Genomic DNA, 24,977 nt, shown 5'->3' with positions numbered 1-24,977 from the left:
GTGTGTTGATACATATGTTGTTTAGTTAGCAAAGTTGATATGGCTTATGTGGGCAAGGAAAGTAGGAAAGAAAAAAGGTTAGTAGCCATATTGGATACTAACCTTTTAAAATTTGGTGGGCCTTCCGGGACTCGAACCCAGGACCTGCCGATTATGAGTCGGACGCTCTAACCAACTGAGCTAAAGGCCCCAAATAGGTCAACGATTATAGGTGAACCCGAGTTGGGTGTCTAGAGAGAATATGGGTTAAATCTGTTTAGATTTTATTCACTTAGAACAATTCGATACAAAAAAGGTGAGCGGAGCTCACCTTTTGTTCAGATTGATGGTTATTTACTCGTCTAAGAAGCTGCGCAGAGTTTCTGAGCGGCTAGGGTGACGCAGTTTACGTAACGCTTTTGCTTCAATCTGACGGATACGTTCACGTGTAACATCAAACTGTTTACCCACTTCTTCAAGTGTGTGGTCAGTGTTCATGTCGATACCGAAACGCATACGCAGAACTTTAGCTTCACGTGGCGTTAAACCTGAAAGAACATCACGTGTCGCGACATGTAGACTGGTTGCTGTTGCTGAGTCTAATGGAAGCTCTAACGTAGTATCTTCGATAAAGTCACCTAGATGAGAATCTTCATCATCGCCTATCGGTGTTTCCATCGAGATTGGCTCTTTCGCAATCTTAAGGACCTTGCGAATTTTGTCTTCTGGCATTTGCATGCGTTCTGCTAGCTCTTCTGGCAGAGGCTCGCGGCCCATCTCTTGCAACATCTGACGAGAAATACGATTCAGTTTATTGATTGTTTCAATCATGTGAACTGGAATACGAATTGTTCGTGCTTGGTCTGCAATGGAGCGAGTAATCGCCTGACGAATCCACCAAGTGGCGTAAGTCGAGAACTTGTAACCACGACGGTATTCAAATTTATCAACCGCTTTCATCAAACCAATGTTGCCTTCTTGGATTAAATCTAAGAATTGCAAGCCGCGGTTAGTGTATTTTTTCGCGATTGAAATAACCAGACGTAAGTTCGCTTCAACCATCTCTTTTTTCGCACGACGAGCTTTTGCCTCACCGATTGACATGCGACGGCTGATGTCTTTAATACGTACGACTTTTAAAGAAGTTTCTTCTTCGATTGATTTTAGCTTCTGGATCGAACGACGAATATCATCCTCATTGAGGCGAATTTTTTCAGCGTAAGGTTTATCAGAAGCTAAAACAGTATCTAACCATTCTTCGCTTGATTCATTACCTGTAAAAGCTTGAACAAATGCTTTTTTCGGCATTTTTGCGTATTCAACCACAGAACGCATAATTAAGCGTTCTTGGGTACGAACACGATCCATTGACGTACGAAGGTTTCGAACTAAATGATCAAACTGCTTGGGTGTTAAACGGAATTCACGGAATGCGTCCAATACCAATTCAGAAGCTTCTTTCGATGGCTTACTTCCATCACCATGCTCATTGAGAGCTAGTTGGTAATTTTGGAAGCGAGAACGAAGGTCATTAAACTTCTCTGCGGCGAATTCAGGATCGATACCAGTATCTTCTTCCTCATCGTCCTCATCATCCGTATCATCTTTGTCTTTATCTTCTTCAGTGTCATCTTCATCAGCAAGATTTGAACCTGTCAGCTCCGAACCGATATGTGTGGCGGTTGGTGCTGCAGTCTCATCTGCATCAGGGTCGACAAAGCCTGAAATCAAATCGGTAAGACGAAGCTCTTCAGCTTGCACTCTATCGAATTGTTCAAGAATGTAAGGAATGGTTCCTGGGTATTCAGCGACAGAACGTTGAACTTGGTTGATCCCTTCTTCGATACGTTTTGCTATATCGATTTCGCCTTCGCGAGTAAGAAGTTCAACAGTACCCATTTCACGCATATACATGCGGACGGGATCGGTCGTTCGGCCAATTTCACTTTCAACGCTTGAAAGTGCAGCAGCAGCAGCTTCAGCTACGTCTTCATCAGTAACTGCAGTGTCGTCATTAAGAGCAAGATCATCGGCATCAGGAGCAGTTTCAACTACTTTTATGCCCATGTCATTGATCATCTGAATAATATCTTCTACCTGTTCAGAATCTACGATCTCTGCAGGTAAGTGGTCATTTACTTCGGCGTATGTCAGATAGCCTTGTTCCTTGCCTTTAATAACAAGTAATTTTAGCTGTGACTGCGGATTTTGATCCATAGACGGTATCCAACTTCATATCTGGTGACGGAATAAGTATGCGAAATGCAAACCACGTATGATAACAAATTTCTAAATTGCTGACTATAAGATAAGGGTTACGCTTTTAAATCTAGCATTAGAGCTAACAGCTCCCTTTTCTCATCGGATGATAAACCGACACTTCGCTCTCTAGCCTGCAAATCTTCAATTTGTTTTTCTATGCACTGTGCAAGTATTTTATCTAGTGAGTCTAAAAACAGCTCTTCTTGGTTTTCTTCATTAATATGTATCTCCCAGCTTGCTAGCCGAGATACCAAAGGCTCGTTTTTATTTCCTCGCCAGTACTCAAGTAACTGGCCTGTTGTTATATGGGGATAATTTCGACAATTTTCAACTACCTCAATTAATAAAGTGAGACCTGGAATAGGTAATGTTCTTACGCTGCTTAGATCCGGTACCCTTTGAGCATAGCTCGGATTTTGCAGAAGCAAAGCAATCACTTCTCTCATTGGTGTCCGCTTTATTTCTCTATGTGGTTGAGGTGTTCGGTTATCCTCTTTATTTACAACAGGTTTTTTATAAACTCCCGTTTTTTGTTCGAGCAATTTCAAAAGTTGAGATTGCAAATATTCATCGGGAATCTTAAAAATAAGAGGCAATGCAAGCGCTTCTAATGCTGCTTTACCTTCATTATTACCAACATCGACTTGTTGAAGGAGATGATTAAATAAGTATACAGAGAGTGGTTGTGCTTCCTGAACTTGTTGTTCAAATGCTTCTTGCCCATATTGGCGAATGTAACTATCTGGATCTTCCCCATCAGGCAAAAATAAAAATTTGAGAATATTGCCACTCTTGAGGTAACTCAACGCATTTTCTAATGCTCTCCAAGCTGCTTCACGTCCAGCTCGGTCCCCATCATAACAACATACGACAGTATTGGTTTGACGAAAGAGTAACTGAAGATGATCGCCGGTTGTTGACGTACCCAATGAAGCAACGGCGTAATCGACATCGAATTGTGCCAATGCGACGACATCCATATACCCTTCTACGACCAAAATCTGCTTTGGTTCACGATAGGTTTGCAACACTTCATACAAACCGTAGAGCTCTTTGCCTTTATGGAAAATTGGAGTTTCAGGTGAGTTTAAATATTTAGGCGTTCCATCTCCTAATACTCGACCTCCAAACCCAATCACGCGGCCGCGACGATCTCGAATTGGAAACATAACCCGACCACGAAAACGGTCGTATCGATTACCACGATCATTTTCAATCAACAAACCGCCATCAAGCAACATATCTTCGCTTTGTTTAGAAGTGGCAAATTGTTGGCGAATAGAATCCCACTCATCTGGGACGTATCCAATTCCAAATTTTTGAGCTATTTCTCCGGAAACCCCGCGAGCTTTCAAGTAATCAATAGCTTGTTTCGCTGCCGGTTTTTTTAATTGTTGACGATAAAACTGAGCTGCACTTTCAAGTAGATCATAAAGTGATCGCTTGGTATCACTACTCACTCTTGGTGTGTTGTCATTTGCTCGAGTTCCAGGGCGTTGTTCTCGAGGAACTTCTATACCCAATACACCCGCAAGTTCATCAATTGCTTCAACAAAATCGAGTCGTTCAAACTCCATAATAAAGTCGATAGCATTACCGTGTACACCACAGCCAAAACAGTGATAAAACTGCTTTTCCTGACTAACGCTAAATGAAGGGGTTTTTTCGTTATGGAATGGACAACACGCAGAGTAGTTTTTTCCTTTCTTTTTAAGTTTCACCCGCGCGTCTACGATGTCGACAATATCAAGTCGAGCTAGGAGATCATCAATAAAAGTACGAGGAATATGTCCGGCCATAAAACCTAAAAAGAAACATCCAATTTGATTGAGTTAAATGCAAACAAGCCGTGCATTCGTAAGAATAACACGGCTTATTAATCTTTGTGATGGATATTAAGCTAGATTAGACTTAACCAGTCCGCTAACTTTACCCATATCTGCACGTCCCTGTATTTGCGGTTTAAGCACAGCCATTACTTTACCCATATCTTGCATGCTAGAAGCGCCAGACGTTTCAATTGCCGCTTTGATTAGCTCAGCAACTTCATTGTCATTTAACGCTTGAGGCATGAAATCTTCAAGTATTGCAATTTCAGCACTTTCTGCTTCAGCAAGATCACTACGACCTGCGTTTTCATACTGAGCGACAGAATCGCGACGTTGTTTAACCATTTTTGTCAGTATTGCAACAATATCATCGTCAGTGAGCGTTATACGTTCATCAACTTCACGTTGTTTAATTGCTGACAGGGCTAAACGAATAGTGCCAAGGCGCAATTTGTCCTTGGCTTTCATCGCTAATTTTTGCTCTTCTTTGAGTCGTTCAATCAGAGCCATAACTAAATCCTTAGTTGGAATCAGTTATTAGTACAGGCGAACGCGACGAGCGTTTTCGCGAGCTAGCTTCTTAGCATGACGCTTTTGAGCAGCTGCTTTAGCGCGTTTACGAACTGTAGTAGGCTTTTCATAGTGCTCACGGTTGCGCACTTCAGAAAGAATTCCTGCTTTTTCGCAAGAGCGTTTGAAACGACGTAATGCAACGTCGAACGGTTCGTTTTCACGTACTTTAACTATTGGCATATGCCTTTCACCTCAGGGGTTATTCGTTAATTCTGGTTTCTTCTAGTCTAGATACAGAGAAATACGGTATCGCTTGACTCGTATCGGACCTTTAACCAGCTAGATCAAAAATGGTGCGGAATTTTAATCTGAACGAATGGGCTTTGTAAAGCACTTTGTCTAATTTTAACGAAGACAAAATTTGTCTGTCGACACAAGCCAAGGTAACATGTCGCCAATTTCTATCTGATGAGAAAAGTGTAGCGAATTAATTATGCGCATTATTGGTATTGAGACCTCGTGTGACGAGACTGGAATCGCTATTTATGATGATGAAAAAGGGTTGTTATCTCATCAGCTATATAGCCAAGTAAAACTGCACGCAGATTATGGTGGGGTAGTGCCTGAACTTGCCTCTCGTGATCATGTAAAAAAAACTATCCCTCTTATTAATGCTGCTTTAGAGGAAGCCGGTTGTACCAAAAAAGATATTGATGGTATTGCCTACACGGCTGGACCTGGTCTTGTTGGGGCACTATTGGTTGGTGCGACCATTGGACGTAGTTTGGCCTACGCATGGAATGTTCCTGCTGTCGCGGTTCACCATATGGAAGGGCATTTACTTGCCCCAATGTTAGAAGATACACCGCCAGAGTTTCCGTTTGTCGCGGTTTTGGTTTCCGGTGGTCATAGTATGATCGTTCAAGTCGATGGTATTGGTGCGTACACAATTCTTGGCGAGTCAGTTGATGATGCTGCTGGTGAGGCTTTCGATAAAACGGCGAAATTAATGGGGCTTGATTATCCAGGTGGACCATTACTCGCTAAATTGGCAACAAATGGAACGCCCGGCCGCTTTAAATTTCCACGCCCGATGACTGACCGACCAGGTCTTGATATGAGTTTCTCAGGTCTAAAAACCTTCACTGCAAACACGATTGCTTCTAATGATAACGATGATCAAACTCGAGCGGATATTGCGTATGCATTCCAAGAAGCAGTGTGTGAGACTCTTGTGATTAAGTGTCGTCGCGCCCTAGAACAAACAGGTATGAAAAGAATCGTTATCGCTGGCGGCGTGAGTGCCAATGTTCAATTGCGAGAGTCACTAGGCCAACTTGCAAAGAAGATTGGAGGAGAGGTGTTTTATCCTCGAACTGAATTTTGTACCGATAATGGTGCCATGATTGCGTTTGCAGGCATGCAGAGATTGAAAAATAACGAGACCAATGATTTGGAAGTCAAAGCGGTTCCTCGCTGGCCAATAGATCAACTCAGCCCCGTAAGTTCTGCTCAAAAGGATTAGATATGCCGGTTTTTGTCGTTAATGGTCAAAGTATGCATTACCAAGACATTGGTCAGGGAGACGTGATCGTATTTGGCCACGATTATCTTTGGGATTGTGAGATGTGGCGAGAGCAGGTCGCTGAGCTTAGCCAATCTTACCGCTGTATTATTCCCGATTTTTTTGGGCATGGTTTATCCGACCCTCTTCCTTATTCTGGTTTCGACTTAACCGACTATGCAAAACATGTTTTAGCATTGCTTGATTCATTGGATATTGAAGACTTTTCACTTGCAGGCATGTCACTAGGCGGAATGTGGAGCGTGGAGCTAACCATGTTGGTTCCACAGCGGGTTAAAAGTTTGGTTTTACTGAATACATTTGTTGGCTTCGAACCTGAGGTCAATTGCACCAAATATAACGATTGGTTTCACCGTATGAAGCAAGAGAGTCAGATTTCCGATGAGGTTATTACGCCATTGCTTCCACTCTATTTTTCAACATATGCACTAGAACAGTCAGAAGGTTATGTGGCTGAATTCGAGAATAAGTTGAAAAATGCAACCGAGCTTGAGATCCATTCATGGGTTGATGTTGGCAAGGTAATGTATTCTCGTCCCGAGCGCTTTGAAGATATTGAGAAATTTGCATTACCGGTATTGATTATATCTGGATCGGAAGATCGAGCACGCCCACCGTTGGAATCGTACTTAATGAATGATGCGATCACGGGCAGTGAACTAAAAGTACTTGCGAATACTGGGCACATGAGTGTACTTGAATCGAGCGCAGAGGTGACGTCTCATCTCAATGCTTTCTTTGCTCATAATCTTGGGTAAGGTTTTAAGCGGTAGAGAGGCGTTATTTCGAATTGTTACTGCCTCTTAGCTGTTTGACACCATTGCTCAGAGGGCTTTTCAGTAAAGGAAAAGAGGTTAAGCTTTTAGAGGTTGAAGGCGTTTCTTCCGCTTCTGAGAGGCACATAATCGAATAAAAGGTATGATCAGCAATACTGGCTGAAATTGGGGCATTACCAAAATGTTCAAGGTGCCCCGATACCGACCCTTCCTCAACTCTTTTTGCGACGATCTGGGTATTTTGAAAATACAATGCCGCATGAGTAGGATCGGACATATATCCACTTTGAGCTAATTCAATTATCGTTTCGATACGAGCACGTTGCTCTAATGTTGGCTGTGGTAATTTTTCCCAACCACCGGCTACAGTGACGGGTTCAAACTGATTATTACTGTTAATAATGCTTTTTATTGAATCTGAAAACTTGCCACTGATTTTGCGATTTAAAATCGTAAACACAACACCAGAAAGACCTAATGAACCTTGGTTGGCGGCTTCGGCGTAAGCGGTTCGGGTGATTGCATCGATGTCCGTCGTGGTCAGCTCTAGTTGTGATAGTTCTTGAATATAGGTTTGGTGAACAGAATCACAATCAATATCAATTGAAGCATTTGCCGAAGCACAAAGTGCCAGCATAGAAAACCAAGTCATAGTGCCAGTCTCAAGGAATGTGGTCGTTTAATCAGTAAGTCTAATCTCTTTTGGATCAAATAGCGGATCTTTTCCCAATTTTTGGTTCGTTTCCCGCGAGCAAGCGTTTCATGTTGTCTTGATGGCGAAATAGAATTAAGCAGCAGAGCATTGCGACAGGCAAGGTATATTGAGGATTGACTAGCCACGTATAAAGTGGAGCGAGAATCGCACTAGTGATCGAGGCTAATGATGAATAGCGGAATATAAAGGCAACACTTAACCAAGTTGCAACGATCATAGAAGTGAGAGAAAACCCAATTGGAGCAATGGCACCTAAGGCGGTCGCGACACCTTTTCCACCTTGAAAGTTAAAGAATATCGGGTAGATATGCCCCAAACATGCGGCTATGGCAATAACACCAAGTAGTACAGGGCTGATACCTAAATAATAGCTGCCCCATACTGGAATCATACCTTTTAGTACATCACAAAAAAGTACGAATGCAGCGATACGGCTCCCACCTAGTCGGAGAACATTTGTGGCTCCAGGGTTTTTTGAACCTTGTTGTCGAGGGTCTGGTAGATGTTTGATGCGAGAGATCAAGACCGCGCTAGATACCGAACCGATCAAATAAGAAGCAACAATAATCAACAAGATAAAAGGCGACATCTAAGGCTAGACTCTCTATTATTGAGATGACTCACTATGACTTTATCGTCACTATTCTTCACTAAAATTAGCTGATAAATTGTAATGGAATTCACAATTTTACCTCTTTTTCGACTATTATATCTTGTCGCTTTTGTTTACGTATCCAATTGCGATATTTATGAAGTGTCGAGTAAGCCAATTTGAATGATTATAGTACGCTTAATTGTAGGATAAGGGTATCCGACCTGTCGTCGTGATACTGGTGCTCGTGGGAAATGTGTTGTTTGGAAAAAGGGTATTATGGATAAGGTATTTATTGAGCAACTGACAGTCATCACGACAATTGGAGTGTATGACTGGGAACAACAGATTAAACAAAAATTAGTGCTTGATATTGAGATGGCTCATGATAATCGTCTCGCAGGTAAAAGTGATGATGTTCAAGATGCTTTGGATTATTCGGTTGTTAGCCAAACGGTCATTGATCACATCGAACAAGGGCGTTTTTTATTGGTTGAAAGAGTCGCTGAAGAGATCGCTGAGATCATCATGACTAAGTTTAACGTTCCTTGGGTTAAAATCCGCTTAACAAAACCCGATGCTATAGCACAAGCCAGCGGTGTTGGTGTTGTGATCGAACGAGGCAATGTGTGACGATTACTTATGTTGGTATTGGGTCGAATATTGAAAAGCATCAACATATAGAGAAAGCCATTCGAGCTATGATCGCCTTAGATCCGGCGGCACGTTGGTCCACAATCTATGAATCACTAGCGTTTGGATTTGATGGTGATAGCTTTTTTAATCTTGTTGTAGAAGTCACGACGAAGCACACATTAGAACAATTTTCTGATGAATTGAGAAAGATAGAATGGCAATTAGGTCGACCGCAAGATGCTCAAAAGAAGCAGTCTAGAACGATAGATTTAGATATCCTTCTATTCGGTGATTGTATCTGTAACGAAACGGTTAAGGTTCCACGACAGGATATCTATCAATTCCCTTTTGTTATCCAGCCGCTTTATGAGCTTTGTCCCGAACGTGTTATTCCCGGAGATGGACGTTCGGTTAAGGATATCTGGGTAGAGTTTAATAATTTAGAGATTTTATCGGCGATTAAGCCGTGGTTTAAAATTTAATATAAAAAGAGAATAACAATGAACTATTTTGAAGCGTTTATACTGGCGTTAATTCAAGGCTTAACTGAATTCTTACCTATTTCGAGCTCTGCTCATTTAATTCTGCCTTCGGCAATTCTTGGTTGGGAAGATCAAGGCTTATCGTTTGATGTTGCTGTTCATGTCGGAACACTTGCCGCGGTTGTGATTTACTTCCGCAAAGAAGTGGTCAGTTTATTGAGTGCCTTTATTGGTTCTATTTTTAAAGGTGATCGAAGTAAAGAAGCGAAATTGGCATGGCTTATTATTTTAGCGACGATTCCTGCTTGTGTATTTGGCCTATTAGCGAAAGATCTCATTGAAGTTTATGCCAGAAGCGCCACTGTTATTGCGACGACCACGATTGTTTTCGGGTTACTACTTTGGTACGTCGATAAAACCGCTAAGCAAAATTTAGATGAATACCAAGGAACATGGAAAAGTGCCCTTGTTATCGGTATTGCACAAGCTGTTGCTATGATTCCGGGAACGTCTCGTTCAGGTGCAACTATTACCGCTGCGTTATATCTTGGTTTTACACGTGAAGCTGCTGCACGATTCTCTTTCTTAATGTCGATTCCAATTATTGTTTTAGCAGGAAGTTACTTAGGGTTGAAGTTAGCGGTAAGTGGTGAGCCTGTTCATGTCGGTTTTTTAGTAACAGGGATAATTACTTCATTTGTTAGTGCTTATTTGTGTATTCACCTGTTCCTTAAAGCCATTTCTCGTATGGGTATGATGCCATTTGTGATTTATCGCTTATTGCTTGGTTTTGGTTTGTTTGCTTATATATTGCTCTAGATACTAAATTAGCATGGTTTCTTGTATCACGTTGACGCACACGGCGGCGACGTTGATACAAGGTGTCGTATTCCTCCTTAATTTTGATCCTTCCTTTATGACATCAGGAAAGGTATTGAACAACGATATAGTGTCAAGATTATGCGTATTTTTTCGATGGTTTTATTTTTGCTGCTGGTTGTTCTGCAATATACCTTATGGCAAGGCAAAAATGGGATCTCAGATTATCAAACGTTATCGAGTGAGATAGACAGTCAAACGCAAGTGAATGACAAGCTTTTCGAGCGGAATCAAGAGATGTTCGCTGAGATAGACGATCTTCGCCAAGGATTAGATGCAATAGAAGAGCGTGCTCGAAATGAATTGGGAATGATTAAAGAAGAAGAAACATTCTATCGAATTTTAGGTGAGGAAAAATTTGGTGATGAATAGTTCTTCGATTCCACATAATTCTATCGTCGCAATCGTTCCTGCTGCTGGCGTTGGAAGTCGGATGCAAGCAGATCGACCAAAACAGTATTTGCCTTTATTGGATAAAACGGTGTTGGAGTATACAGTAAATAAACTTCTTGCCCTTCCAAGCATCAATTCTGTGGTTATCGCACTTGGTGCCAAAGACCCATACTTTTCAGCATTGTCCATTGCAACAGACCCGCGAGTAATACGTGTTAATGGTGGGAAAGAACGAGCGGACTCAGTCCTAAATGGTTTGAACTATGCATTAGAGCATCAACTAGCGGAATGGGCATTGGTGCATGATGCCGCTCGTCCATGCTTTGATACTGATGATATTGAAGAGCTTATTGAGCAGGCTCAAGGTCATCATGTTGGAGCGATTTTAGCGTCTCCAGTCAGAGATACGATGAAGCGTAGTGATAAAGGTTGCTTAATTCAGCATACGGTTGAGAGAGAGCAGCTTTGGCATGCTCTAACTCCTCAACTTTTTAGAGCCGCCTCTTTAAAACAAGCACTTGAAACCGCAATGACTTCTGGAGAAAAAGTTACCGATGAAGCATCTGCATTTGAATATATAGGGCAAACACCTTTAATCGTCGCTGGAAAGGCGAGCAATATAAAAATTACTCAACCAGAAGATCTCGCTTTAGCAGAGTTCTATCTGAGTAGAACAAGGAAATGAGATGTTTAGAATTGGACATGGTTTTGATGTACATAAATTTGGTGGTGAAGGTCCAGTAATTATAGGTGGTGTTGCTGTTCCTTATGAACAAGGGTTACTTGCTCACTCCGATGGTGACGTCGCCTTGCATGCCTTGTGTGATGCATTATTAGGTGCGATCGCAGAAGGGGATATTGGTCGTCACTTTCCGGATACCGATGACAAATGGAAAGGCGCAAATAGCCGAGAATTGCTTAAGGATGTGTATCGCCGAGTTCAGGAGAAAGGTTACCGCCTTGGGAATGCGGATGTGACGATCATTGCGCAAGCACCTAAGATGGCCCCTTTTATTGATGCGATGTGTCAGACAATCGCTAATGACTTACAGTGTGACATTTCTCAGATCAATGTTAAGGCGACGACAACCGAACGTCTTGGTTTTACTGGACGTAAAGAAGGTATTGCTAGCGAAGCCGTTGTGCTTCTATTGCGGGTATAATTTTTTTCAATTTTGGAACCATTCATCATGAGCGATATTCTTTCTTCATTCTCTTATTTATTGGGAGCTCCGAACGCAAAAGCAAAACTGAAAGTCGTGGCGGAGGATTTTAAGGTGGTCGAACAATTGGGTTTCGATCTTACTGGCTCTGGTGAGCATTTAATGCTTCGTGTGCGTAAGCGTGGTGAAAATACCAGTTTTGTCGCCAATGAATTAGCCAAAGTATGCGGGGTTAAATCTCGTGATATAGGGTGGGCTGGTTTGAAAGATCGTCATGCGGTAACCGAGCAGTGGCTTAGTGTCTATTTACCAAAATCAGAGTCACCTGATTTTACCGGTTTTCTAACGCAGTATCCTCATGTTGAAATCTTAGAACAAACACGACATAACAAAAAACTAAAAGCTGGCGACTTGGCTGGAAATGCATTTGAAATACGTTTAACTGAAGTGAGCGATATTGAATCTGTTATCGCTAGGTTAACGGCAATCACAACATCAGGCGTTCCGAATTATTATGGTACGCAGCGTTTTGGGCGAAATGGCAATAACTTAACGGAAGCGCGCCGCTGGGGGAAAGATAACGTACGGTCTCGAAACCAAAATCAGCGCAGCATGTTGTTGTCGGCTGCGCGCTCGTGGATTTTTAATCGTATTGTATCGGAACGTATTGACCAAGGTTGTTTTGAACATGTTGTTTCTGGTGATATCGTTGAGCAAAAGGATTCACATTTAACAGTAAATGCCGACAACCAATCAGAGCTTGACCAAGCGATCGTAAACGGAGAGGCTTCTATCACAGCCGCCCTTGCGGGAGATAATGAGCTTCCAACAACCGAAGCGTGTTTGGCGTTAGAGCAATCTCACCTCGATAGTGAAGAGGACTTGATGTCTCTAATTCGTGGGAATCGTATGCGCCATGATCGAAGACCAATTCGACTACTCCCAAAAAACATGACATGGCAGGTTGATAAAAATGTCGTTATAGTAAGTTTTTCACTTCCTGCTGGAGCGTATGCAACATCAGTATTGCGTGAAGTGGTAGAAGAAATACCTCATGAGCGAGTATTTGATCAATGAGAATTTTATTGAGTAATGATGATGGTGTTTATGCGACAGGAATAAGGACACTTGCTGCGGCGTTGAGTGAATTCGCAGAGGTTATTATTGTGGCACCGGATCGTAATCGCTCAGCGGCCTCAAATTCATTGACTTTAGAACAGGCACTTCGTGTCGAGCAGATCGAACCAAATGTGTATTCTGTACAAGGTACACCGACAGATTGCGTTCATTTTGGTTTGAATGAATTGTTGAAAGATCAATTACCGGACTTGGTGCTTTCAGGAATAAATCATGGTGCAAATTTAGGTGATGATGTGCTTTATTCAGGCACGGTGGCAGCGGCGATGGAAGGGCATTTTCTTGGAATTCAATCAATGGCATTTTCATTGGTTGGGCAAACAAACTTCGAGTCGGCAGCAAGAGTTGCCTGTAAGTTGGTAAAACGACATATAGCTCAACCGGTAAAAATTCGTCGCTTAATTAACGTTAATATACCCGATGTACCGTACGAAGAACTCGGTGATATTGCAGTGACACGTTTGGGGGCTCGTCATCACGCTGAAAATATGATTAAGCAAAAAGATCCTCGAGGACAAGACATATATTGGCTAGGGCCTCCAGGAAAAGAGCAAGACGCAGGTGAAGGGACAGATTTTTATGCGGTTGAACAACGGCATGTATCCTTAACGCCGATGCAGGTAGATCTCACCGCCCACAACTCAATACTCGATATGAAAGATTGGTTAAAAGGATAGATGTCGATGCCAAATCCACAAGCAGATAAATTGATCGAATTTCTTGTTCGGAATGGTATTACTGATCAAAGTGTTTTAAATGCGATCCATGCATTACCGAGAGAGATTTTTGTTTCTCAGGCGATGTTTCATCAGGCGTATGACAACAATGCATTACCCATTGGTGCTGGGCAAACCATTTCGCAGCCATATACGGTTGCGAAGATGACTCAGTTATTAGAGCTGCAACGCGAAAGCCGTGTACTGGAAGTGGGTACGGGCTCTGGCTATCAGACAGCGGTATTGTCTCAATTGGTCGATCATGTTTGTACAATAGAACGAATCAAGTCATTGCAATGGGATGCAAAAAGGCGTTTACGTAAGCTTGATATTTATAATATTTCCAGTAAGCACGGAGATGGGTGGCAGGGATGGCATTCTAAAGCGCCGTTCGATGCGATTATCGTCACCGCAGCCGCCGCGACAATACCTAAAGCGCTATTAGAACAGTTAGCAGAAGGTGGTAGGTTAGTTATTCCCGTTGGTGAAAATGAACAACAATTAATGCGCGTTGTCAGAGTTGGAGATTTATTTGAAACGGAAATTATTGAGATGGTCAGATTTGTTCCTTTAGTTTCAGGCGATCTAGCTTGATGAGAAAACACTTTTTTAGATTGATCTTTTTCGCGATCTCTTTTGCTGTTCTTGTTGGGTGCGCAAGTTATATTCCTGCCTCTGTATCCGATGTTAGTGGGCAATCCAATAACGGGCGCGGTGAATATAGAGGGAGTTATTACAAAGTCAAAAAAGGCGATACGCTTTATTTTATCTCTTACCTCACCGATAAAAATGTTAATGATCTTATTGCTTATAATGCACTAACCCCACCATATACTATATATCCAGGGCAAAAACTCAGTCTTTGGAGTCGATCCTATCAAGCTCCACAATACGGAAAACGATCTTATTCAGTAGATAATCCTGAATTGAGATCCAATGGCAGCTCTCGGTCCCAATCGAATATATCAATTAAAACAGCAAGTAAACCCAGTGTTGGCAAGGCTTCAGAGGCTACATCGGTTGTTGGATCAGCTGTTTCCCAAAGAAAACCATTAACAGAGAACGCATTAAAAAATTCTAAAAATGAGCGGAATTCAAACATATCAGCAAATAAAAGTGATGTGGTTAAAAAAGATCCAGTTAATAGTATTGAATCTAAACAAATAAAAAGGTATGGTAGTTTTGAAAGTCAGGAAACTGTTAATAATAATAAAGATTCCAACTTTCGAGACAGGCAATCAAAAATAAGAAATAACAATGAGGTCAAAGATTGGCTTTGGCCGACAAAAGGGAGGGTAATAGCTAAATTTTCCACTGGTGATCAAGGAAACAAAGGAATTGATATTGCTGGTCAGCGAGGTCAAGCCATTGTTGCTACCGCCGATGGGTCTGTTGTTTATTCAGGCGATGCACTCAGAGGGTACGGTAATTTAGTCATCATTAAACATAACGATAATTATTTAAGTGCTTACGCACACAATGACAGGTTACTCGTGAAAGAAGGTCAAAATATAACTGCAGGACAAAAGATTGCCACAATGGGCAGCACAGGAACCAGCAGTGTTAGATTACATTTTGAAATTCGTTATCAAGGAAAATCGATGAATCCAATTCGATACTTGAAATAACGTCACGAAACAAATAATAAGCCATAACGACATATTAAGTTGTAATGTCTTGCTAACTCGCCGGGGGAGGCTATATGAGTAAAAGCAATTCAGTCACTAAAGTCGAGCAATTTTCGTTTGATATCGAAGAAAATCAAGCGGGGCTCGAGTCTGTTGATTCACATACAGAAGAACAACAAACTGCCGTTCGTGAGGATGTTGATACTTCAACTAAAAGCCTAGATGCAACTCAGATCTACTTGAGTGAAATCGGTTTTTCTCCATTATTAACTGCCGAAGAAGAAATCTTGTACGCTCGTCGAGCCCTTAGAGGTGATGAAGCAGCACGTAAGCGCATGATTGAAAGTAACTTGCGTTTAGTTGTGAAGATTTCACGTCGCTATTCAAATCGAGGCTTAGCGTTACTCGACCTTATTGAAGAAGGTAACCTAGGTTTGATCCGCGCGGTAGAGAAGTTTGATCCTGAGCGTGGCTTCCGTTTTTCTACCTACGCTACTTGGTGGATTCGTCAAACTATCGAACGTGCATTGATGAACCAAACCCGCACAATTCGCTTACCTATCCATGTAGTTAAAGAGCTTAATATTTATCTCCGAACTGCTCGTGAATTATCACAAAAACTAGATCATGAGCCTACCGCTGAAGATATTGCATTTGAATTAGATAAGCCTGTCGATGATGTTAGCAAGATGTTAAAGCTAAACGAGCGTATTAGCTCAGTCGATATTCCTATCGGTGGTGAAGGTGATAAATCACTTGTTGATATTATCCCTGATTCGAATAACTACAATCCTGAGTATGCACTAGAAGATAACAACATTAAGAAATCATTAGTTGATTGGCTTGATGAACTTAATCCAAAGCAGAAAGAAGTTCTTGCTCGTCGTTTTGGTCTTTTAGGCTACGAACCATCAACACTTGAAGATGTTGGTCGTGAGATTAGTCTTACCCGCGAACGTGTTCGTCAAATTCAAGTTGAAGGACTGCGTCGTTTAAGAGATATTTTACTTAAACAAGGTCTGAGCATGGAATCGTTGTTTGATTTTGCTAACGATCATTAATGGTTAACTTGTTTTATATAAAAGGCGCTGATTCAGCGCCTTTTTTGATCCTTTACTTTATATCCACAGCTATAACTGTTTTTTTAATAGATACAGCATATCGAGCGCCTGTTTTGGCGTAAGATCATCAGGGTTAATATTACTTAGTTGCTTCTCAACGTCGCTCAGTTCAGGGATCAAGCTTAGCTGATCTTCTCGATGATCATGATCTTGGCTTGCGCTTTTTGCGTGAGGTTGAGTCGAAATATGGTTTTTTTCCAACTGAGTTAATTTATTTCTCGCATTTTTTATGACGTTTTTGGGCACTCCTGCGAGCGCTGCAACAGCAAGGCCGTAAGATTTACTGGCAGCTCCTTCCTGCACGGAATGCATAAACGCAATATTGTCACCATGCTCAACCGCATCAAGGTGAACATTGGAAAGGTTAGGAATTAGATTTGGTAATTCAGTTAGTTCGAAATAGTGCGTAGCAAACAACGTCAACGAATTGATTTTTTTAGCTAACCATTCAGCACTTGCCCACGCTAGAGACAGACCATCATAAGTACTGGTTCCACGGCCAATTTCATCCATTAACACCAAACTTCGGTTAGTTGCATTGTGGAGTATATTGGCGGTCTCGGTCATTTCGACCATAAAAGTAGAACGGCCAGAAGCGAGATCATCAGAGGCTCCAATTCGAGTAAATATGCGATCCAATGTCCCGATAGTCGCCGTCTGTGCTGGTACATAACTTCCGATATGAGCCATTAACGCAATCAATGCCGTTTGGCGCATATAGGTGGATTTTCCTCCCATGTTAGGACCAGTAATGATTAGCATTTTGCGTTTAGTATTGAGCAAAACAGGGTTGGCGATGAACGGGTCTTTCATTACGTGCTCTACTACGGGGTGACGACCTTGTGTGATATCGATACCAGGCAGCTTGTCCATAGTCGGACGGCAATAATTTAACGTGTCAGCACGTTCGGCCAAGTTTTGTAGTACATCTAATTCAGCGACTGCATTAGACAAGCACTGTAAGCTCTCCAACTGAGGGAGTAACTTATCAAACAGTTCGTCCCATAGCTGTTTTTCAATTGCTAAAGCTTTTGATTTAGAATTCAGAACTTTATCTTCATGTTCTTTAAGCTCAGGAATTATATAACGCTCGGCATTCTTTAAGGTTTGACGACGGATATAATGAGAAGGGACCAAATGGCTTTGGCCTCGGCTTACCTGGATGTAAAAGCCATGAACATTGTTGTAGCCGACTTTTAATGTATCAATATCATGGCGTTCGCGCTCATCCGCTTCTAAGCGTTCTAAATACTCTGTTGCCCCATTGGCGAGATCACGCCATTCATCCAATTTTTCGTCGTAGCAGGGAGCGATAACGCCACCATCGCGAATAATAACAGGTGGATTTTCAATGATGGCTGATTCGAGTAAACCACAAAGTTCATCCATTGGTTGGCATGAGGCAGCGATTTCTTTTAATTGAATACTCGAAAAAATCGACAATGATGTGGATAATTCAGGGAGTTGTTGAAGTGCAAGGCGTAATCGAGCTAAATCTCTTGGACGTGCACTTCTGATCGCCAAACGGGCAATGATTCTTTCAATATCCCCGATTTGCTTAAGTATTGGTTGCAGCTCTAGAAAGGCACTGTGCTGTAATATTTCGCTAATAACATCTAAACGCTGATTTATCGTATCGTGATCGCAGGTTGGTTGATGTATCCAACGCTTTAACATTCGGCTCCCCATAGCGGTTGCACTTCGATCCAAAACATCAGCAAGTGTGTTGTCGCTGCCGCCTGATAAGTTTGTCGTGAGCTCTAGGTTACGCCGAGTCGCCGCATCGAGAATGACATTATCGTCTTGACGGTTAAATGTTAGCGCTCGAATATGAGGTAATGTCGTTCGCTGTGTATCTTTAACATATTGAATCAAGCATCCCGCTGCACATAAGCCTAATTCGGCCGATTCAATACCGAAACCGACTAAATCTTTAGTGCCGAACTGTTGAGTTAATTGTTGTCGAGCTGTACCAATTTCAAATTCCCATATCGGACGGCGGCGTGCGCCTTTGCAAGATTCGATCAAATCGATTGCAGTAAAATTTTCTGGGTATAGCAATTCTCGAGGTGAAGTTCGTTGGAGCTCAGCCAACATTGCCTCTTCATTTTTTAGTTCGCTTAATTGAAAACGTCCGCTGGTTACGTCGAGAGTTGAATATCCAAACATCTCATTATGTTGATAAATTGCAGCGATTAAATTGTCGAAACGCTCAGGTAGTAATGCTTCGTCAGTCACGGTACCGGGGGTAATAATCCGCACGACTTTACGTTCGACTGGTCCTTTGCTTGTTGCCGGGTTACCAATTTGCTCGCAGATAGCAACTGATTCACCAAGTTGAACAAGCTTTGCAAGGTAACCTTCTGCTGCGTGATAAGGAATACCAGCCATCGGAATGGGCTCACCCGCCGACGAACCTCGCTTAGTTAGCGATATATCCATTAACTGCGATGCGCGTTTTGCATCTTCGTAAAACAGTTCGTAGAAGTCACCCATACGATAAAAGAGCAATATATCGGGATTTTCAGCTTTGAGTTTTAAATATTGCTGCATCATGGGGGTATGATTATTGGCGTCTTTCACGGTAACATCTTTCGTTTGTTTTCATTGCGGCTTAGGATACGTTAATCAAGCGTGAGCTTAAAGAGTTCTAAAAGGAATAAGCATGGAATTAGATGAAAATCTTAGTGAGAACCTTGGTCACCTTTTATTGCAAAATGGTTGGGTGTTAACCACGGCCGAATCGTGTACTGGTGGTGGCATCGCATCTGAAATAACTGAGGTCGCGGGAAGTTCTCAATGGTTTGACCGAGCTTTTATTACATACAGTAATGAGGCGAAAATAGAGATGCTGGGAGTAAATCAAGATACGCTTGATGAGTTTGGAGCAGTAAGTGAAAATACTGTTATCGAAATGGCTAGTGGGGCTTTGCTTCGCTCAAATGCATCTATTGCGGTGTCGGTTAGTGGTATTGCTGGGCCTGGAGGTGGTAGTGAAGATAAACCAGTGGGTACTGTTTGTTTTGCTTGGCAATCGAAATGGGGCTGGAGCAGAGTAGAAACGCATTACTTTTCTGGAGATAGAGCTCAAGTTAGGCTACAAGCGGTTCAACAAGCGTTAACAACATTGCATGATTACTGTATTAGCGAAGAAAAGTAAATTTACACTAGACACTGTATGAATCCACAGTATAATGAATTTATACTTAGAAAATATTAATAGCACTCAAGTTTTCCCCTTCATAAGTTAAGAGTGCCAGTTTGGAGAATGTAATGGACCAAAATAAGCAAAAAGCACTCGCTGCTGCTCTAGGGCAGATTGAAAAGCAATTTGGTAAAGGCTCAATTATGCGTCTTGGTGATAATACCACCATGGACGTAGAAACAATCTCAACAGGATCACTTGCGCTTGATATTGCGTTAGGGGCAGGCGGTTTGCCTATGGGACGTATTGTTGAGATTTATGGTCCAGAGGCTTCTGGTAAAACAACGCTAACTCTCGAAACAATTGCTGCGGCACAACGTCAAGGTAAAACATGTGCCTTTATTGATGCAGAGCACGCACTTGATCCAATTTATGCAAGAAAGCTAGGCGTTGATATCGATGCGTTACTTGTTTCTCAACCAGACACTGGTGAACAAGCGTTAGAAATTTGTGATGCTCTAGCTCGCTCTGGCGCTATTGATGTACTTGTAGTCGATTCCGTTGCTGCCTTAACTCCGAAAGCTGAAATTGAAGGTGAAATGGGCGATAGTCATATGGGGCTTCAGGCTCGTATGTTGTCTCAAGCGATGCGTAAATTAACGGGTAACTTAAAGCAATCAAATTGTATGTGTATCTTCATCAACCAGATTCGAATGAAAATTGGTGTGATGTTTGGTAACCCTGAAACAACAACAGGTGGTAATGCACTTAAGTTTTATGCTTCAGTTCGTCTCGACATTCGCCGCACAGGTGCAATTAAAGATGGCGATGAAGTGGTTGGTAATGAAACTCGAATTAAAGTGGTAAAAAACAAAATTGCTGCGCCGTTTAAAGAAGCTCATACCCAAATACTTTATGGCCAAGGCTTTAACCGTGAAGGTGAGTTGGTAGACCTTGGAGTTAAGAATAAATTAATTGAAAAAGCAGGTGCTTGGTATAGCTATAATGGCGATAAAATTGGCCAAGGAAAGGCAAATGCTTGTAAGTACTTACGTGAAAATAAAGAAGCGTTTGATATTATTGACCGTACGTTACGCGATTCACTTTTAAATGCGAATGCAATTGTTGAAGAAGAACCTGTCGCAAAGGATATCGAAGCAGAACAAGACTTTTAATTTAAAGTTTCGTTTCTAAGTGATTAAAATTAGCCTCGCTTATGCGGGGCTAATTATTTTGGAGAACTCATGACTCGTTTCTATACTAACACCTTATCTTGTAAAGAAAGCGCACTGAGGTTGTTGAGTCGCAGAGATCATGGCCGTCAAGAATTAGCGGGTAAACTAAAAATTAAGGGGTACGAGCTTAACGAGATCGATGAAACAATCGATTACTGCGATGGCTTAGGTTATCTCGATGATGTAAGTTTCGCTGAGAGTGTTTTGCGACAACATATTAATCGATGTCACGGGTTACTGCGGATTCGCCAAGAGCTAAAACAGAAAAAAATTGATAACGATATTATTGATCAGGTACTTCAAGAGTGTCAGCACGATTGGTTCGAACTTGCCAAACAAGCGGCAGAAAAAAAGACAGCAAACCGTCTCCAATTAGATCAAAAAGAGAAAGCTAAGCTTATTCGATATTTGCAATACAGAGGGTTTTCATTTGATCAAATTAAGTACGCATTAAGTGGTGATTAAGGTAACATAAGATCTATTTCCCTGATAACCCTATCTATACCTCTTCAACAACCCCTTTTCTATAAGAACACTAGTCGAACAGTTATCCTTGCTTTACAATATGGCAAAAATATAACTCGATCATTCCAGGAAAAGCACATGTTTATGAGCACTGATGAGGTACGCCGATCGTTCCTCTCGTTCTTTGAATCAAAAGGACACCAAATTGTTGATAGTTCGTCATTAGTTCCCGCAGATGACCCAACTTTGCTATTTACTAATGCAGGGATGAATCAATTTAAAGACTGCTTTCTCGGTTTAGAAAAACGTAGTTATACTCGAGCAGTAACATCACAACGTTGTGTTCGAGCGGGCGGTAAACACAATGACCTAGAAAACGTAGGCTTCACAGCGCGTCACCATACTTTCTTTGAAATGTTAGGTAACTTTAGTTTTGGTGATTACTTCAAAGAAGAGGCGATTAAGTTTGCGTGGGAATTTCTAACCGAAGTACTTCAATTACCAAAAGAGCGTTTGTTGGTAACGGTATATCAAACTGATGATGAAGCTTTCGCCATTTGGAATGAAAAAATGGGTGTGCCCGCGGAGCGAATTATACGTATCGGCGATAAAAAAGGCGGCAAAGCTTACGAATCAGATAACTTCTGGCAGATGGGCGATACTGGTCCGTGTGGTCCATGTTCTGAAATTTTCTACGATCACGGTGAACATATTTGGGGTGGGCCTCCGGGATCACCAGAAGAAGATGGTGATCGTTTTATTGAAATTTGGAACAATGTTTTCATGCAATTTAACCGTCATGCAGATGGCACAATGGAGCCATTGCCAAAACCATCTGTCGATACGGGAATGGGTATAGAGCGTATTTCTGCCATTATGCAAGGGGTACACTCGAACTACGAAATTGACGTTTTCCAATCGTTAATCAAAGAAACGGCGACAATCACAGGCCATCAAGATCTTACGAATCAATCGTTACGAGTGGTCGCAGATCATATTCGTTCGTGTGCTTACTTAATTGTTGATGGAGTCATGCCTTCCAATGAAGGGCGTGGTTATGTCTTACGCCGCATTATTCGTCGTGCTGTCCGTCATGGCAATAAACTGGGAGCACAAGATACTTTCTTCCATAAACTAGTTGGTCCATTAGCGGAAATTATGGGCAGTGCTGGTGTTGAACTTAAAAATCAGCAAGCAATCGTTGAAAAAATTCTACGTATTGAAGAAGAAAACTTTAGTCGTACGTTAGAGCGAGGTATGGCGATACTTAATGACGCCTTAAACCAAGTTGAAGGAAAAGTGCTCGACGGTGAAACTGTATTTAAGCTTTATGATACCTATGGCTTCCCAGCAGATTTAACCAATGATGTCGCTCGTGAACGTGGCTTTAGTATTGATGAAACTGGCTTTGAAAAAGCGATGGACGTTCAACGCAATCGTGCTCGTGAAGCTGGGCAGTTTGGCACCGACTATAATGCGCAGGTTAAGAGTGATGCGACAAGTGAGTTTTGTGGGTACACCTCAACTCAAGGTCAAAGTCAAATTGTAGAGATATTTGTCGAAGGTGAAGCAGTACAATCTCTTTCGGCGGGTACTAAAGCAATGGTTATTCTGAATGAAACGCCATTTTATGCAGAATCTGGTGGTCAAAGTGGTGAGAGTGGGGTCATAAGATCCAAATCTGGCCTCTTCAATGTTGAAGATACCCAAAAACTAGGACAAGCAGTTGTCCATTATGGTGAAGTTGTAGAAGGCGTTTTTGCTCAGGATGACGAAGTTATGACATCTGTCGATGAAGAACGCCGCCTATCTAGTGCTTTAAACCACTCAGCTACTCACTTGATGCACGCTGCATTACGCCGCGTATTGGGAGAGCATGTTTCTCAGAAAGGTTCGCTTGTTAAACCCGAAGGGCTGCGTTTCGATTTTTCTCATTTAGAAGCGGTAAAAGCGAGCGAACTAAAAGAGATTGAACGGCTTGTGAATGCTCAAATTCGTAATAACGACTCTGTAGATACTGAAATTATGGATCTAGAGTCTGCGAAAGAAAAAGGAGCAATGGCATTATTCGGTGAAAAATACGATAGCCAAGTTCGAGTACTTTCAATGGGAGACTTCTCAACAGAATTGTGTGGTGGTATTCATGCTAAGCAAACAGGTGATATTGGTTTGTTTAAAATTGTATCCGAAGGTGGTATTGCTGCGGGTATTCGCCGAATTGAAGCAGTTACCGGTGATGCCGCTCTCGATCTTATTGAATCACAAGCCAATGCTTACGAAGTCAAATTGAATGATTCAGCATTGAAAGCTAAACAGCTTGAAAAAGAGATTCAACAGTTAAAAGATAAGCTTGCTTCTCAAGCCAGTGCTAACCTTATCGATCAAGTTAAAGAAATCAAAGGTGTCAAAGTTCTGATCGCTCAACTGGATGGCGCTGAAAATAAAGCGCTGCGTGGTATGGTTGATGAGTTGAAGAACCAAATTGGTAGTGGCATCATCATGCTTGGAAACGCTTCCGATGGTAAAGTTGGCTTGATTGCTGGCGTTACAAAAGATCTTACTGCAAAAATAAAAGCAGGAGATCTTGTGAATAGCGTCGCCGTGCAAGTTGGCGGTAAAGGTGGTGGGCGTCCAGATATGGCTCAAGCAGGGGGAAGTGATGTTGATGCTCTTCCTAATGCCTTGAATTCAGTTTCGGAGTGGATCGAAGCTCGTTTATAATGTCGGCAAAATAACTAATGAGCCTAAATTTATCTAATGAAGAATAATTAGGCTCTTTATTTATGATTCTAAATTCAGATAAATCGTTTCCTGAGGTAAGAAGGTGATCCTAAACACAAAACTTAGTGTTTATGTCTATATCCTCATCAATGTAATGTTTTTTTCTGGAGTTAGAATTGAAAATCCGTAATAGTAACGAACAATTTTAGCACCCTCTATCTATCTAGGTGCTAATTCGCATATTGAAGAACTAAAACTAGCGAATTTTCATCATGTTGACTAAGCTTCTAACGATGAAAGTACTATTTAATGATTAAATATGTGCAAAGAAATTTACGCTAATAGCTATGCTGTTGGCCAATAAAATACGTAGTGATAGCTTAATTACAGGCAATATAGAGAATACTCAAGGAGCCAATAATGCTAATTTTGACTCGCCGTGTTGGCGAAACGCTGATGATAGGTGATGAAGTAACCGTTACAGTTCTTGGTGTAAAGGGAAACCAAGTTCGCATTGGTGTAAACGCACCTAAAGATGTTTCTGTTCATCGTGAAGAGATTTATATGCGAATACAGCAAGAAAAGGGTAGTGGCACACCAAACCCTAACGGATATTGATGTAATTTAGACTAGCGAAATCGCTAGTCTTTTTATATGGTTGAAATTTATACCGCCCACAAAAGTTGCTTATCCAAGCAGTTTGATTAAATAGCCAACGGTTAGTTATCTTTTTTCTCTTATTTACCAAGAAAGTGTTTGACATATTTTTGGTAAATCGTAATATGTGCCTCCGCAAGATGGTGAGGTGGCCGAGAGGCCGAAGGCGCTCCCCTGCTAAGGGAGTATGTGGTTTGTAGCCGCATCGAGGGTTCGAATCCCTCCCTCACCGCCATTTCTTGCGAGTTTATCTTTAGCATGATAGACAAAGTGCGTCCTTAGCTCAGCTGGATAGAGTACCTGGCTACGAACCAGGCGGTCGGAGGTTCGAATCCTCCAGGACGCGCC

General features: G+C 41.8%; 25 protein-coding genes and 3 tRNA genes. 20 read left to right on the top strand and 8 right to left on the bottom strand.

The window, feature by feature from the left end; genetic code table 11:
* Nucleotides 1-113 precede the first annotated feature (113 nt).
* The 5 genes from ACWU4D_RS17815 to rpsU all read right to left on the bottom strand — a co-directional run bounded on the left by ACWU4D_RS17815 (nucleotide 114) and on the right by rpsU (nucleotide 4,823).
* A tRNA-Ile gene (locus tag ACWU4D_RS17815) sits at nucleotides 114-190 on the bottom strand.
* A 143-nt stretch (nucleotides 191-333) separates the two neighbouring features.
* Nucleotides 334-2,196, bottom strand: a complete 1,863-nt coding sequence (gene rpoD, locus ACWU4D_RS17810; RefSeq protein WP_456052802.1) for an RNA polymerase sigma factor RpoD — start codon at nucleotides 2,194-2,196, stop codon at nucleotides 334-336.
* 98 nt (nucleotides 2,197-2,294) lie between these two features.
* Nucleotides 2,295-4,040, bottom strand: coding sequence for a DNA primase (gene dnaG, locus ACWU4D_RS17805; RefSeq protein ID WP_456052801.1), 1,746 nt, complete (start codon nucleotides 4,038-4,040; stop codon nucleotides 2,295-2,297).
* A 96-nt stretch (nucleotides 4,041-4,136) separates the two neighbouring features.
* On the bottom strand, nucleotides 4,137-4,580 hold the full coding sequence (locus ACWU4D_RS17800; protein WP_456052800.1) for a GatB/YqeY domain-containing protein: 444 nt from the start codon (nucleotides 4,578-4,580) through the stop codon (nucleotides 4,137-4,139).
* Nucleotides 4,581-4,607: 27 nt separating this feature from the next.
* Nucleotides 4,608-4,823, bottom strand: coding sequence for a 30S ribosomal protein S21 (gene rpsU / locus ACWU4D_RS17795; protein WP_456052799.1), 216 nt, complete (start codon nucleotides 4,821-4,823; stop codon nucleotides 4,608-4,610).
* Between the two features lie 253 nt (nucleotides 4,824-5,076).
* Here rpsU and tsaD point away from each other — a divergent pair, with 253 nt between their 5' ends.
* Nucleotides 5,077-6,108, top strand: a complete 1,032-nt coding sequence (gene tsaD, locus ACWU4D_RS17790; protein WP_456052798.1) for a tRNA (adenosine(37)-N6)-threonylcarbamoyltransferase complex transferase subunit TsaD — start codon at nucleotides 5,077-5,079, stop codon at nucleotides 6,106-6,108.
* A gap of 2 nt (nucleotides 6,109-6,110) precedes the next feature.
* Nucleotides 6,111-6,926, top strand: coding sequence for an alpha/beta fold hydrolase (locus ACWU4D_RS17785; protein WP_456052797.1), 816 nt, complete (start codon nucleotides 6,111-6,113; stop codon nucleotides 6,924-6,926).
* 22 nt (nucleotides 6,927-6,948) lie between these two features.
* On the opposite strand, the gene ACWU4D_RS17780 is transcribed toward ACWU4D_RS17785, so the two are convergent.
* Together ACWU4D_RS17780 and plsY are read right to left on the bottom strand one after the other, a co-directional pair.
* On the bottom strand, nucleotides 6,949-7,596 hold the full coding sequence (locus ACWU4D_RS17780) for a cell wall hydrolase (RefSeq protein WP_456052796.1): 648 nt from the start codon (nucleotides 7,594-7,596) through the stop codon (nucleotides 6,949-6,951).
* A 55-nt stretch (nucleotides 7,597-7,651) separates the two neighbouring features.
* Complete coding sequence (gene plsY, locus ACWU4D_RS17775) at nucleotides 7,652-8,248, bottom strand: glycerol-3-phosphate 1-O-acyltransferase PlsY (RefSeq protein WP_456052795.1); 597 nt, start codon at nucleotides 8,246-8,248, stop codon at nucleotides 7,652-7,654.
* Nucleotides 8,249-8,530: 282 nt separating this feature from the next.
* Between plsY and folB the strand changes: the two genes are divergently transcribed.
* The 11 genes from folB (at nucleotide 8,531) to rpoS (ending at nucleotide 16,346) form a co-directional block, all read left to right on the top strand.
* Entirely contained in the window at nucleotides 8,531-8,884 is a 354-nt protein-coding gene (gene folB, locus ACWU4D_RS17770; protein ID WP_456052794.1) for a bifunctional dihydroneopterin aldolase/7,8-dihydroneopterin epimerase, read from the top strand.
* Nucleotides 8,881-9,369 (top strand): 2-amino-4-hydroxy-6-hydroxymethyldihydropteridine diphosphokinase, encoded by a 489-nt coding sequence (gene folK / locus ACWU4D_RS17765; RefSeq protein WP_456052793.1) that lies wholly within the window; start codon nucleotides 8,881-8,883, stop codon nucleotides 9,367-9,369. Before folB ends, folK begins: the two co-directional genes overlap by 4 nt.
* 18 nt (nucleotides 9,370-9,387) lie before the next feature.
* Nucleotides 9,388-10,188, top strand: a complete 801-nt coding sequence (locus tag ACWU4D_RS17760) for an undecaprenyl-diphosphate phosphatase (RefSeq protein ID WP_456052792.1) — start codon at nucleotides 9,388-9,390, stop codon at nucleotides 10,186-10,188.
* Nucleotides 10,189-10,329: 141 nt separating this feature from the next.
* Nucleotides 10,330-10,620: a cell division protein FtsB gene (gene ftsB / locus ACWU4D_RS17755; protein WP_456052790.1), complete on the top strand. Its 291-nt coding sequence runs from the start codon at nucleotides 10,330-10,332 to the stop codon at nucleotides 10,618-10,620.
* Nucleotides 10,613-11,326 carry a 2-C-methyl-D-erythritol 4-phosphate cytidylyltransferase gene (gene ispD / locus ACWU4D_RS17750; protein WP_456052789.1) on the top strand — a complete coding sequence of 238 codons (714 nt, stop codon included), beginning with the start codon at nucleotides 10,613-10,615 and terminating at the stop codon, nucleotides 11,324-11,326. Before ftsB ends, ispD begins: the two co-directional genes overlap by 8 nt.
* A 1-nt stretch (nucleotide 11,327) precedes the next feature.
* On the top strand, nucleotides 11,328-11,804 hold the full coding sequence (ispF, locus tag ACWU4D_RS17745) for a 2-C-methyl-D-erythritol 2,4-cyclodiphosphate synthase (protein ID WP_456052788.1): 477 nt from the start codon (nucleotides 11,328-11,330) through the stop codon (nucleotides 11,802-11,804).
* A 27-nt stretch (nucleotides 11,805-11,831) separates the two neighbouring features.
* Complete coding sequence (gene truD / locus ACWU4D_RS17740; protein WP_456052787.1) at nucleotides 11,832-12,881, top strand: tRNA pseudouridine(13) synthase TruD; 1,050 nt, start codon at nucleotides 11,832-11,834, stop codon at nucleotides 12,879-12,881.
* Nucleotides 12,878-13,618 carry a 5'/3'-nucleotidase SurE gene (surE, locus tag ACWU4D_RS17735; RefSeq protein WP_456052786.1) on the top strand — a complete coding sequence of 247 codons (741 nt, stop codon included), beginning with the start codon at nucleotides 12,878-12,880 and terminating at the stop codon, nucleotides 13,616-13,618. The genes truD and surE overlap by 4 nt, the downstream gene beginning before the upstream one ends.
* A gap of 6 nt (nucleotides 13,619-13,624) precedes the next feature.
* Nucleotides 13,625-14,251: a protein-L-isoaspartate(D-aspartate) O-methyltransferase gene (locus ACWU4D_RS17730; RefSeq protein WP_456052785.1), complete on the top strand. Its 627-nt coding sequence runs from the start codon at nucleotides 13,625-13,627 to the stop codon at nucleotides 14,249-14,251.
* On the top strand, nucleotides 14,251-15,285 hold the full coding sequence (locus ACWU4D_RS17725; protein ID WP_456052784.1) for a peptidoglycan DD-metalloendopeptidase family protein: 1,035 nt from the start codon (nucleotides 14,251-14,253) through the stop codon (nucleotides 15,283-15,285). Before ACWU4D_RS17730 ends, ACWU4D_RS17725 begins: the two co-directional genes overlap by 1 nt.
* Before the next feature lie 74 nt (nucleotides 15,286-15,359).
* On the top strand, nucleotides 15,360-16,346 hold the full coding sequence (rpoS, locus tag ACWU4D_RS17720; protein ID WP_456052783.1) for an RNA polymerase sigma factor RpoS: 987 nt from the start codon (nucleotides 15,360-15,362) through the stop codon (nucleotides 16,344-16,346).
* Between the two features lie 69 nt (nucleotides 16,347-16,415).
* Here rpoS and mutS read toward each other — a convergent pair whose 3' ends face one another.
* Nucleotides 16,416-18,962 (bottom strand): DNA mismatch repair protein MutS, encoded by a 2,547-nt coding sequence (gene mutS / locus ACWU4D_RS17715; RefSeq protein ID WP_456052872.1) that lies wholly within the window; start codon nucleotides 18,960-18,962, stop codon nucleotides 16,416-16,418.
* A 109-nt stretch (nucleotides 18,963-19,071) separates the two neighbouring features.
* Between mutS and ACWU4D_RS17710 the strand changes: the two genes are divergently transcribed.
* From ACWU4D_RS17710 to ACWU4D_RS17680, 7 genes are all read left to right on the top strand, one after another.
* A complete protein-coding gene (locus ACWU4D_RS17710) occupies nucleotides 19,072-19,566 on the top strand; it encodes a CinA family protein (RefSeq protein WP_456052782.1) in 495 nt (164 codons plus the stop codon).
* Nucleotides 19,567-19,679: 113 nt separating this feature from the next.
* Nucleotides 19,680-20,726, top strand: coding sequence for a recombinase RecA (gene recA / locus ACWU4D_RS17705; RefSeq protein WP_456052781.1), 1,047 nt, complete (start codon nucleotides 19,680-19,682; stop codon nucleotides 20,724-20,726).
* Between the two features lie 69 nt (nucleotides 20,727-20,795).
* Nucleotides 20,796-21,251 carry a recombination regulator RecX gene (recX, locus tag ACWU4D_RS17700; RefSeq protein WP_456052780.1) on the top strand — a complete coding sequence of 152 codons (456 nt, stop codon included), beginning with the start codon at nucleotides 20,796-20,798 and terminating at the stop codon, nucleotides 21,249-21,251.
* A gap of 138 nt (nucleotides 21,252-21,389) precedes the next feature.
* Nucleotides 21,390-23,972 (top strand): alanine--tRNA ligase, encoded by a 2,583-nt coding sequence (gene alaS / locus ACWU4D_RS17695; RefSeq protein WP_456052779.1) that lies wholly within the window; start codon nucleotides 21,390-21,392, stop codon nucleotides 23,970-23,972.
* Between the two features lie 420 nt (nucleotides 23,973-24,392).
* Entirely contained in the window at nucleotides 24,393-24,590 is a 198-nt protein-coding gene (gene csrA / locus ACWU4D_RS17690) for a carbon storage regulator CsrA (protein WP_456052778.1), read from the top strand.
* Between the two features lie 181 nt (nucleotides 24,591-24,771).
* Nucleotides 24,772-24,864, top strand: a tRNA-Ser gene (locus tag ACWU4D_RS17685).
* Nucleotides 24,865-24,901: 37 nt separating this feature from the next.
* Nucleotides 24,902-24,975, top strand: a tRNA-Arg gene (locus ACWU4D_RS17680).
* The last annotated feature ends 2 nt before the right edge of the window (nucleotides 24,976-24,977 follow it).

This window comes from Vibrio phycocola, assembly GCF_053850235.1.
Note: the sequence above shows the minus strand (reverse complement) of the source record. Positions and strands in the feature narration are given on the sequence as shown.

Coding starts and splice junctions, on each gene's coding strand:
- rpoD (WP_456052802.1), bottom strand. CDS start 2,196: ATGGATCAAAATCCGCAGTCACAGCTAAAATTACTTGTTATTAAAGGC.
- dnaG (WP_456052801.1), bottom strand. CDS start 4,040: ATGGCCGGACATATTCCTCGTACTTTTATTGATGATCTCCTAGCTCGA.
- ACWU4D_RS17800 (WP_456052800.1), bottom strand. CDS start 4,580: ATGGCTCTGATTGAACGACTCAAAGAAGAGCAAAAATTAGCGATGAAA.
- rpsU (WP_456052799.1), bottom strand. CDS start 4,823: ATGCCAATAGTTAAAGTACGTGAAAACGAACCGTTCGACGTTGCATTA.
- tsaD (WP_456052798.1), top strand. CDS start 5,077: ATGCGCATTATTGGTATTGAGACCTCGTGTGACGAGACTGGAATCGCT.
- ACWU4D_RS17785 (WP_456052797.1), top strand. CDS start 6,111: ATGCCGGTTTTTGTCGTTAATGGTCAAAGTATGCATTACCAAGACATT.
- ACWU4D_RS17780 (WP_456052796.1), bottom strand. CDS start 7,596: ATGACTTGGTTTTCTATGCTGGCACTTTGTGCTTCGGCAAATGCTTCA.
- plsY (WP_456052795.1), bottom strand. CDS start 8,248: ATGTCGCCTTTTATCTTGTTGATTATTGTTGCTTCTTATTTGATCGGT.
- folB (WP_456052794.1), top strand. CDS start 8,531: ATGGATAAGGTATTTATTGAGCAACTGACAGTCATCACGACAATTGGA.
- ACWU4D_RS17760 (WP_456052792.1), top strand. CDS start 9,388: ATGAACTATTTTGAAGCGTTTATACTGGCGTTAATTCAAGGCTTAACT.
- ftsB (WP_456052790.1), top strand. CDS start 10,330: ATGCGTATTTTTTCGATGGTTTTATTTTTGCTGCTGGTTGTTCTGCAA.
- ispD (WP_456052789.1), top strand. CDS start 10,613: ATGAATAGTTCTTCGATTCCACATAATTCTATCGTCGCAATCGTTCCT.
- ispF (WP_456052788.1), top strand. CDS start 11,328: ATGTTTAGAATTGGACATGGTTTTGATGTACATAAATTTGGTGGTGAA.
- truD (WP_456052787.1), top strand. CDS start 11,832: ATGAGCGATATTCTTTCTTCATTCTCTTATTTATTGGGAGCTCCGAAC.
- surE (WP_456052786.1), top strand. CDS start 12,878: ATGAGAATTTTATTGAGTAATGATGATGGTGTTTATGCGACAGGAATA.
- ACWU4D_RS17730 (WP_456052785.1), top strand. CDS start 13,625: ATGCCAAATCCACAAGCAGATAAATTGATCGAATTTCTTGTTCGGAAT.
- ACWU4D_RS17725 (WP_456052784.1), top strand. CDS start 14,251: ATGAGAAAACACTTTTTTAGATTGATCTTTTTCGCGATCTCTTTTGCT.
- rpoS (WP_456052783.1), top strand. CDS start 15,360: ATGAGTAAAAGCAATTCAGTCACTAAAGTCGAGCAATTTTCGTTTGAT.
- mutS (WP_456052872.1), bottom strand. CDS start 18,962: ATGATGCAGCAATATTTAAAACTCAAAGCTGAAAATCCCGATATATTG.
- ACWU4D_RS17710 (WP_456052782.1), top strand. CDS start 19,072: ATGGAATTAGATGAAAATCTTAGTGAGAACCTTGGTCACCTTTTATTG.
- recA (WP_456052781.1), top strand. CDS start 19,680: ATGGACCAAAATAAGCAAAAAGCACTCGCTGCTGCTCTAGGGCAGATT.
- recX (WP_456052780.1), top strand. CDS start 20,796: ATGACTCGTTTCTATACTAACACCTTATCTTGTAAAGAAAGCGCACTG.
- alaS (WP_456052779.1), top strand. CDS start 21,390: ATGTTTATGAGCACTGATGAGGTACGCCGATCGTTCCTCTCGTTCTTT.
- csrA (WP_456052778.1), top strand. CDS start 24,393: ATGCTAATTTTGACTCGCCGTGTTGGCGAAACGCTGATGATAGGTGAT.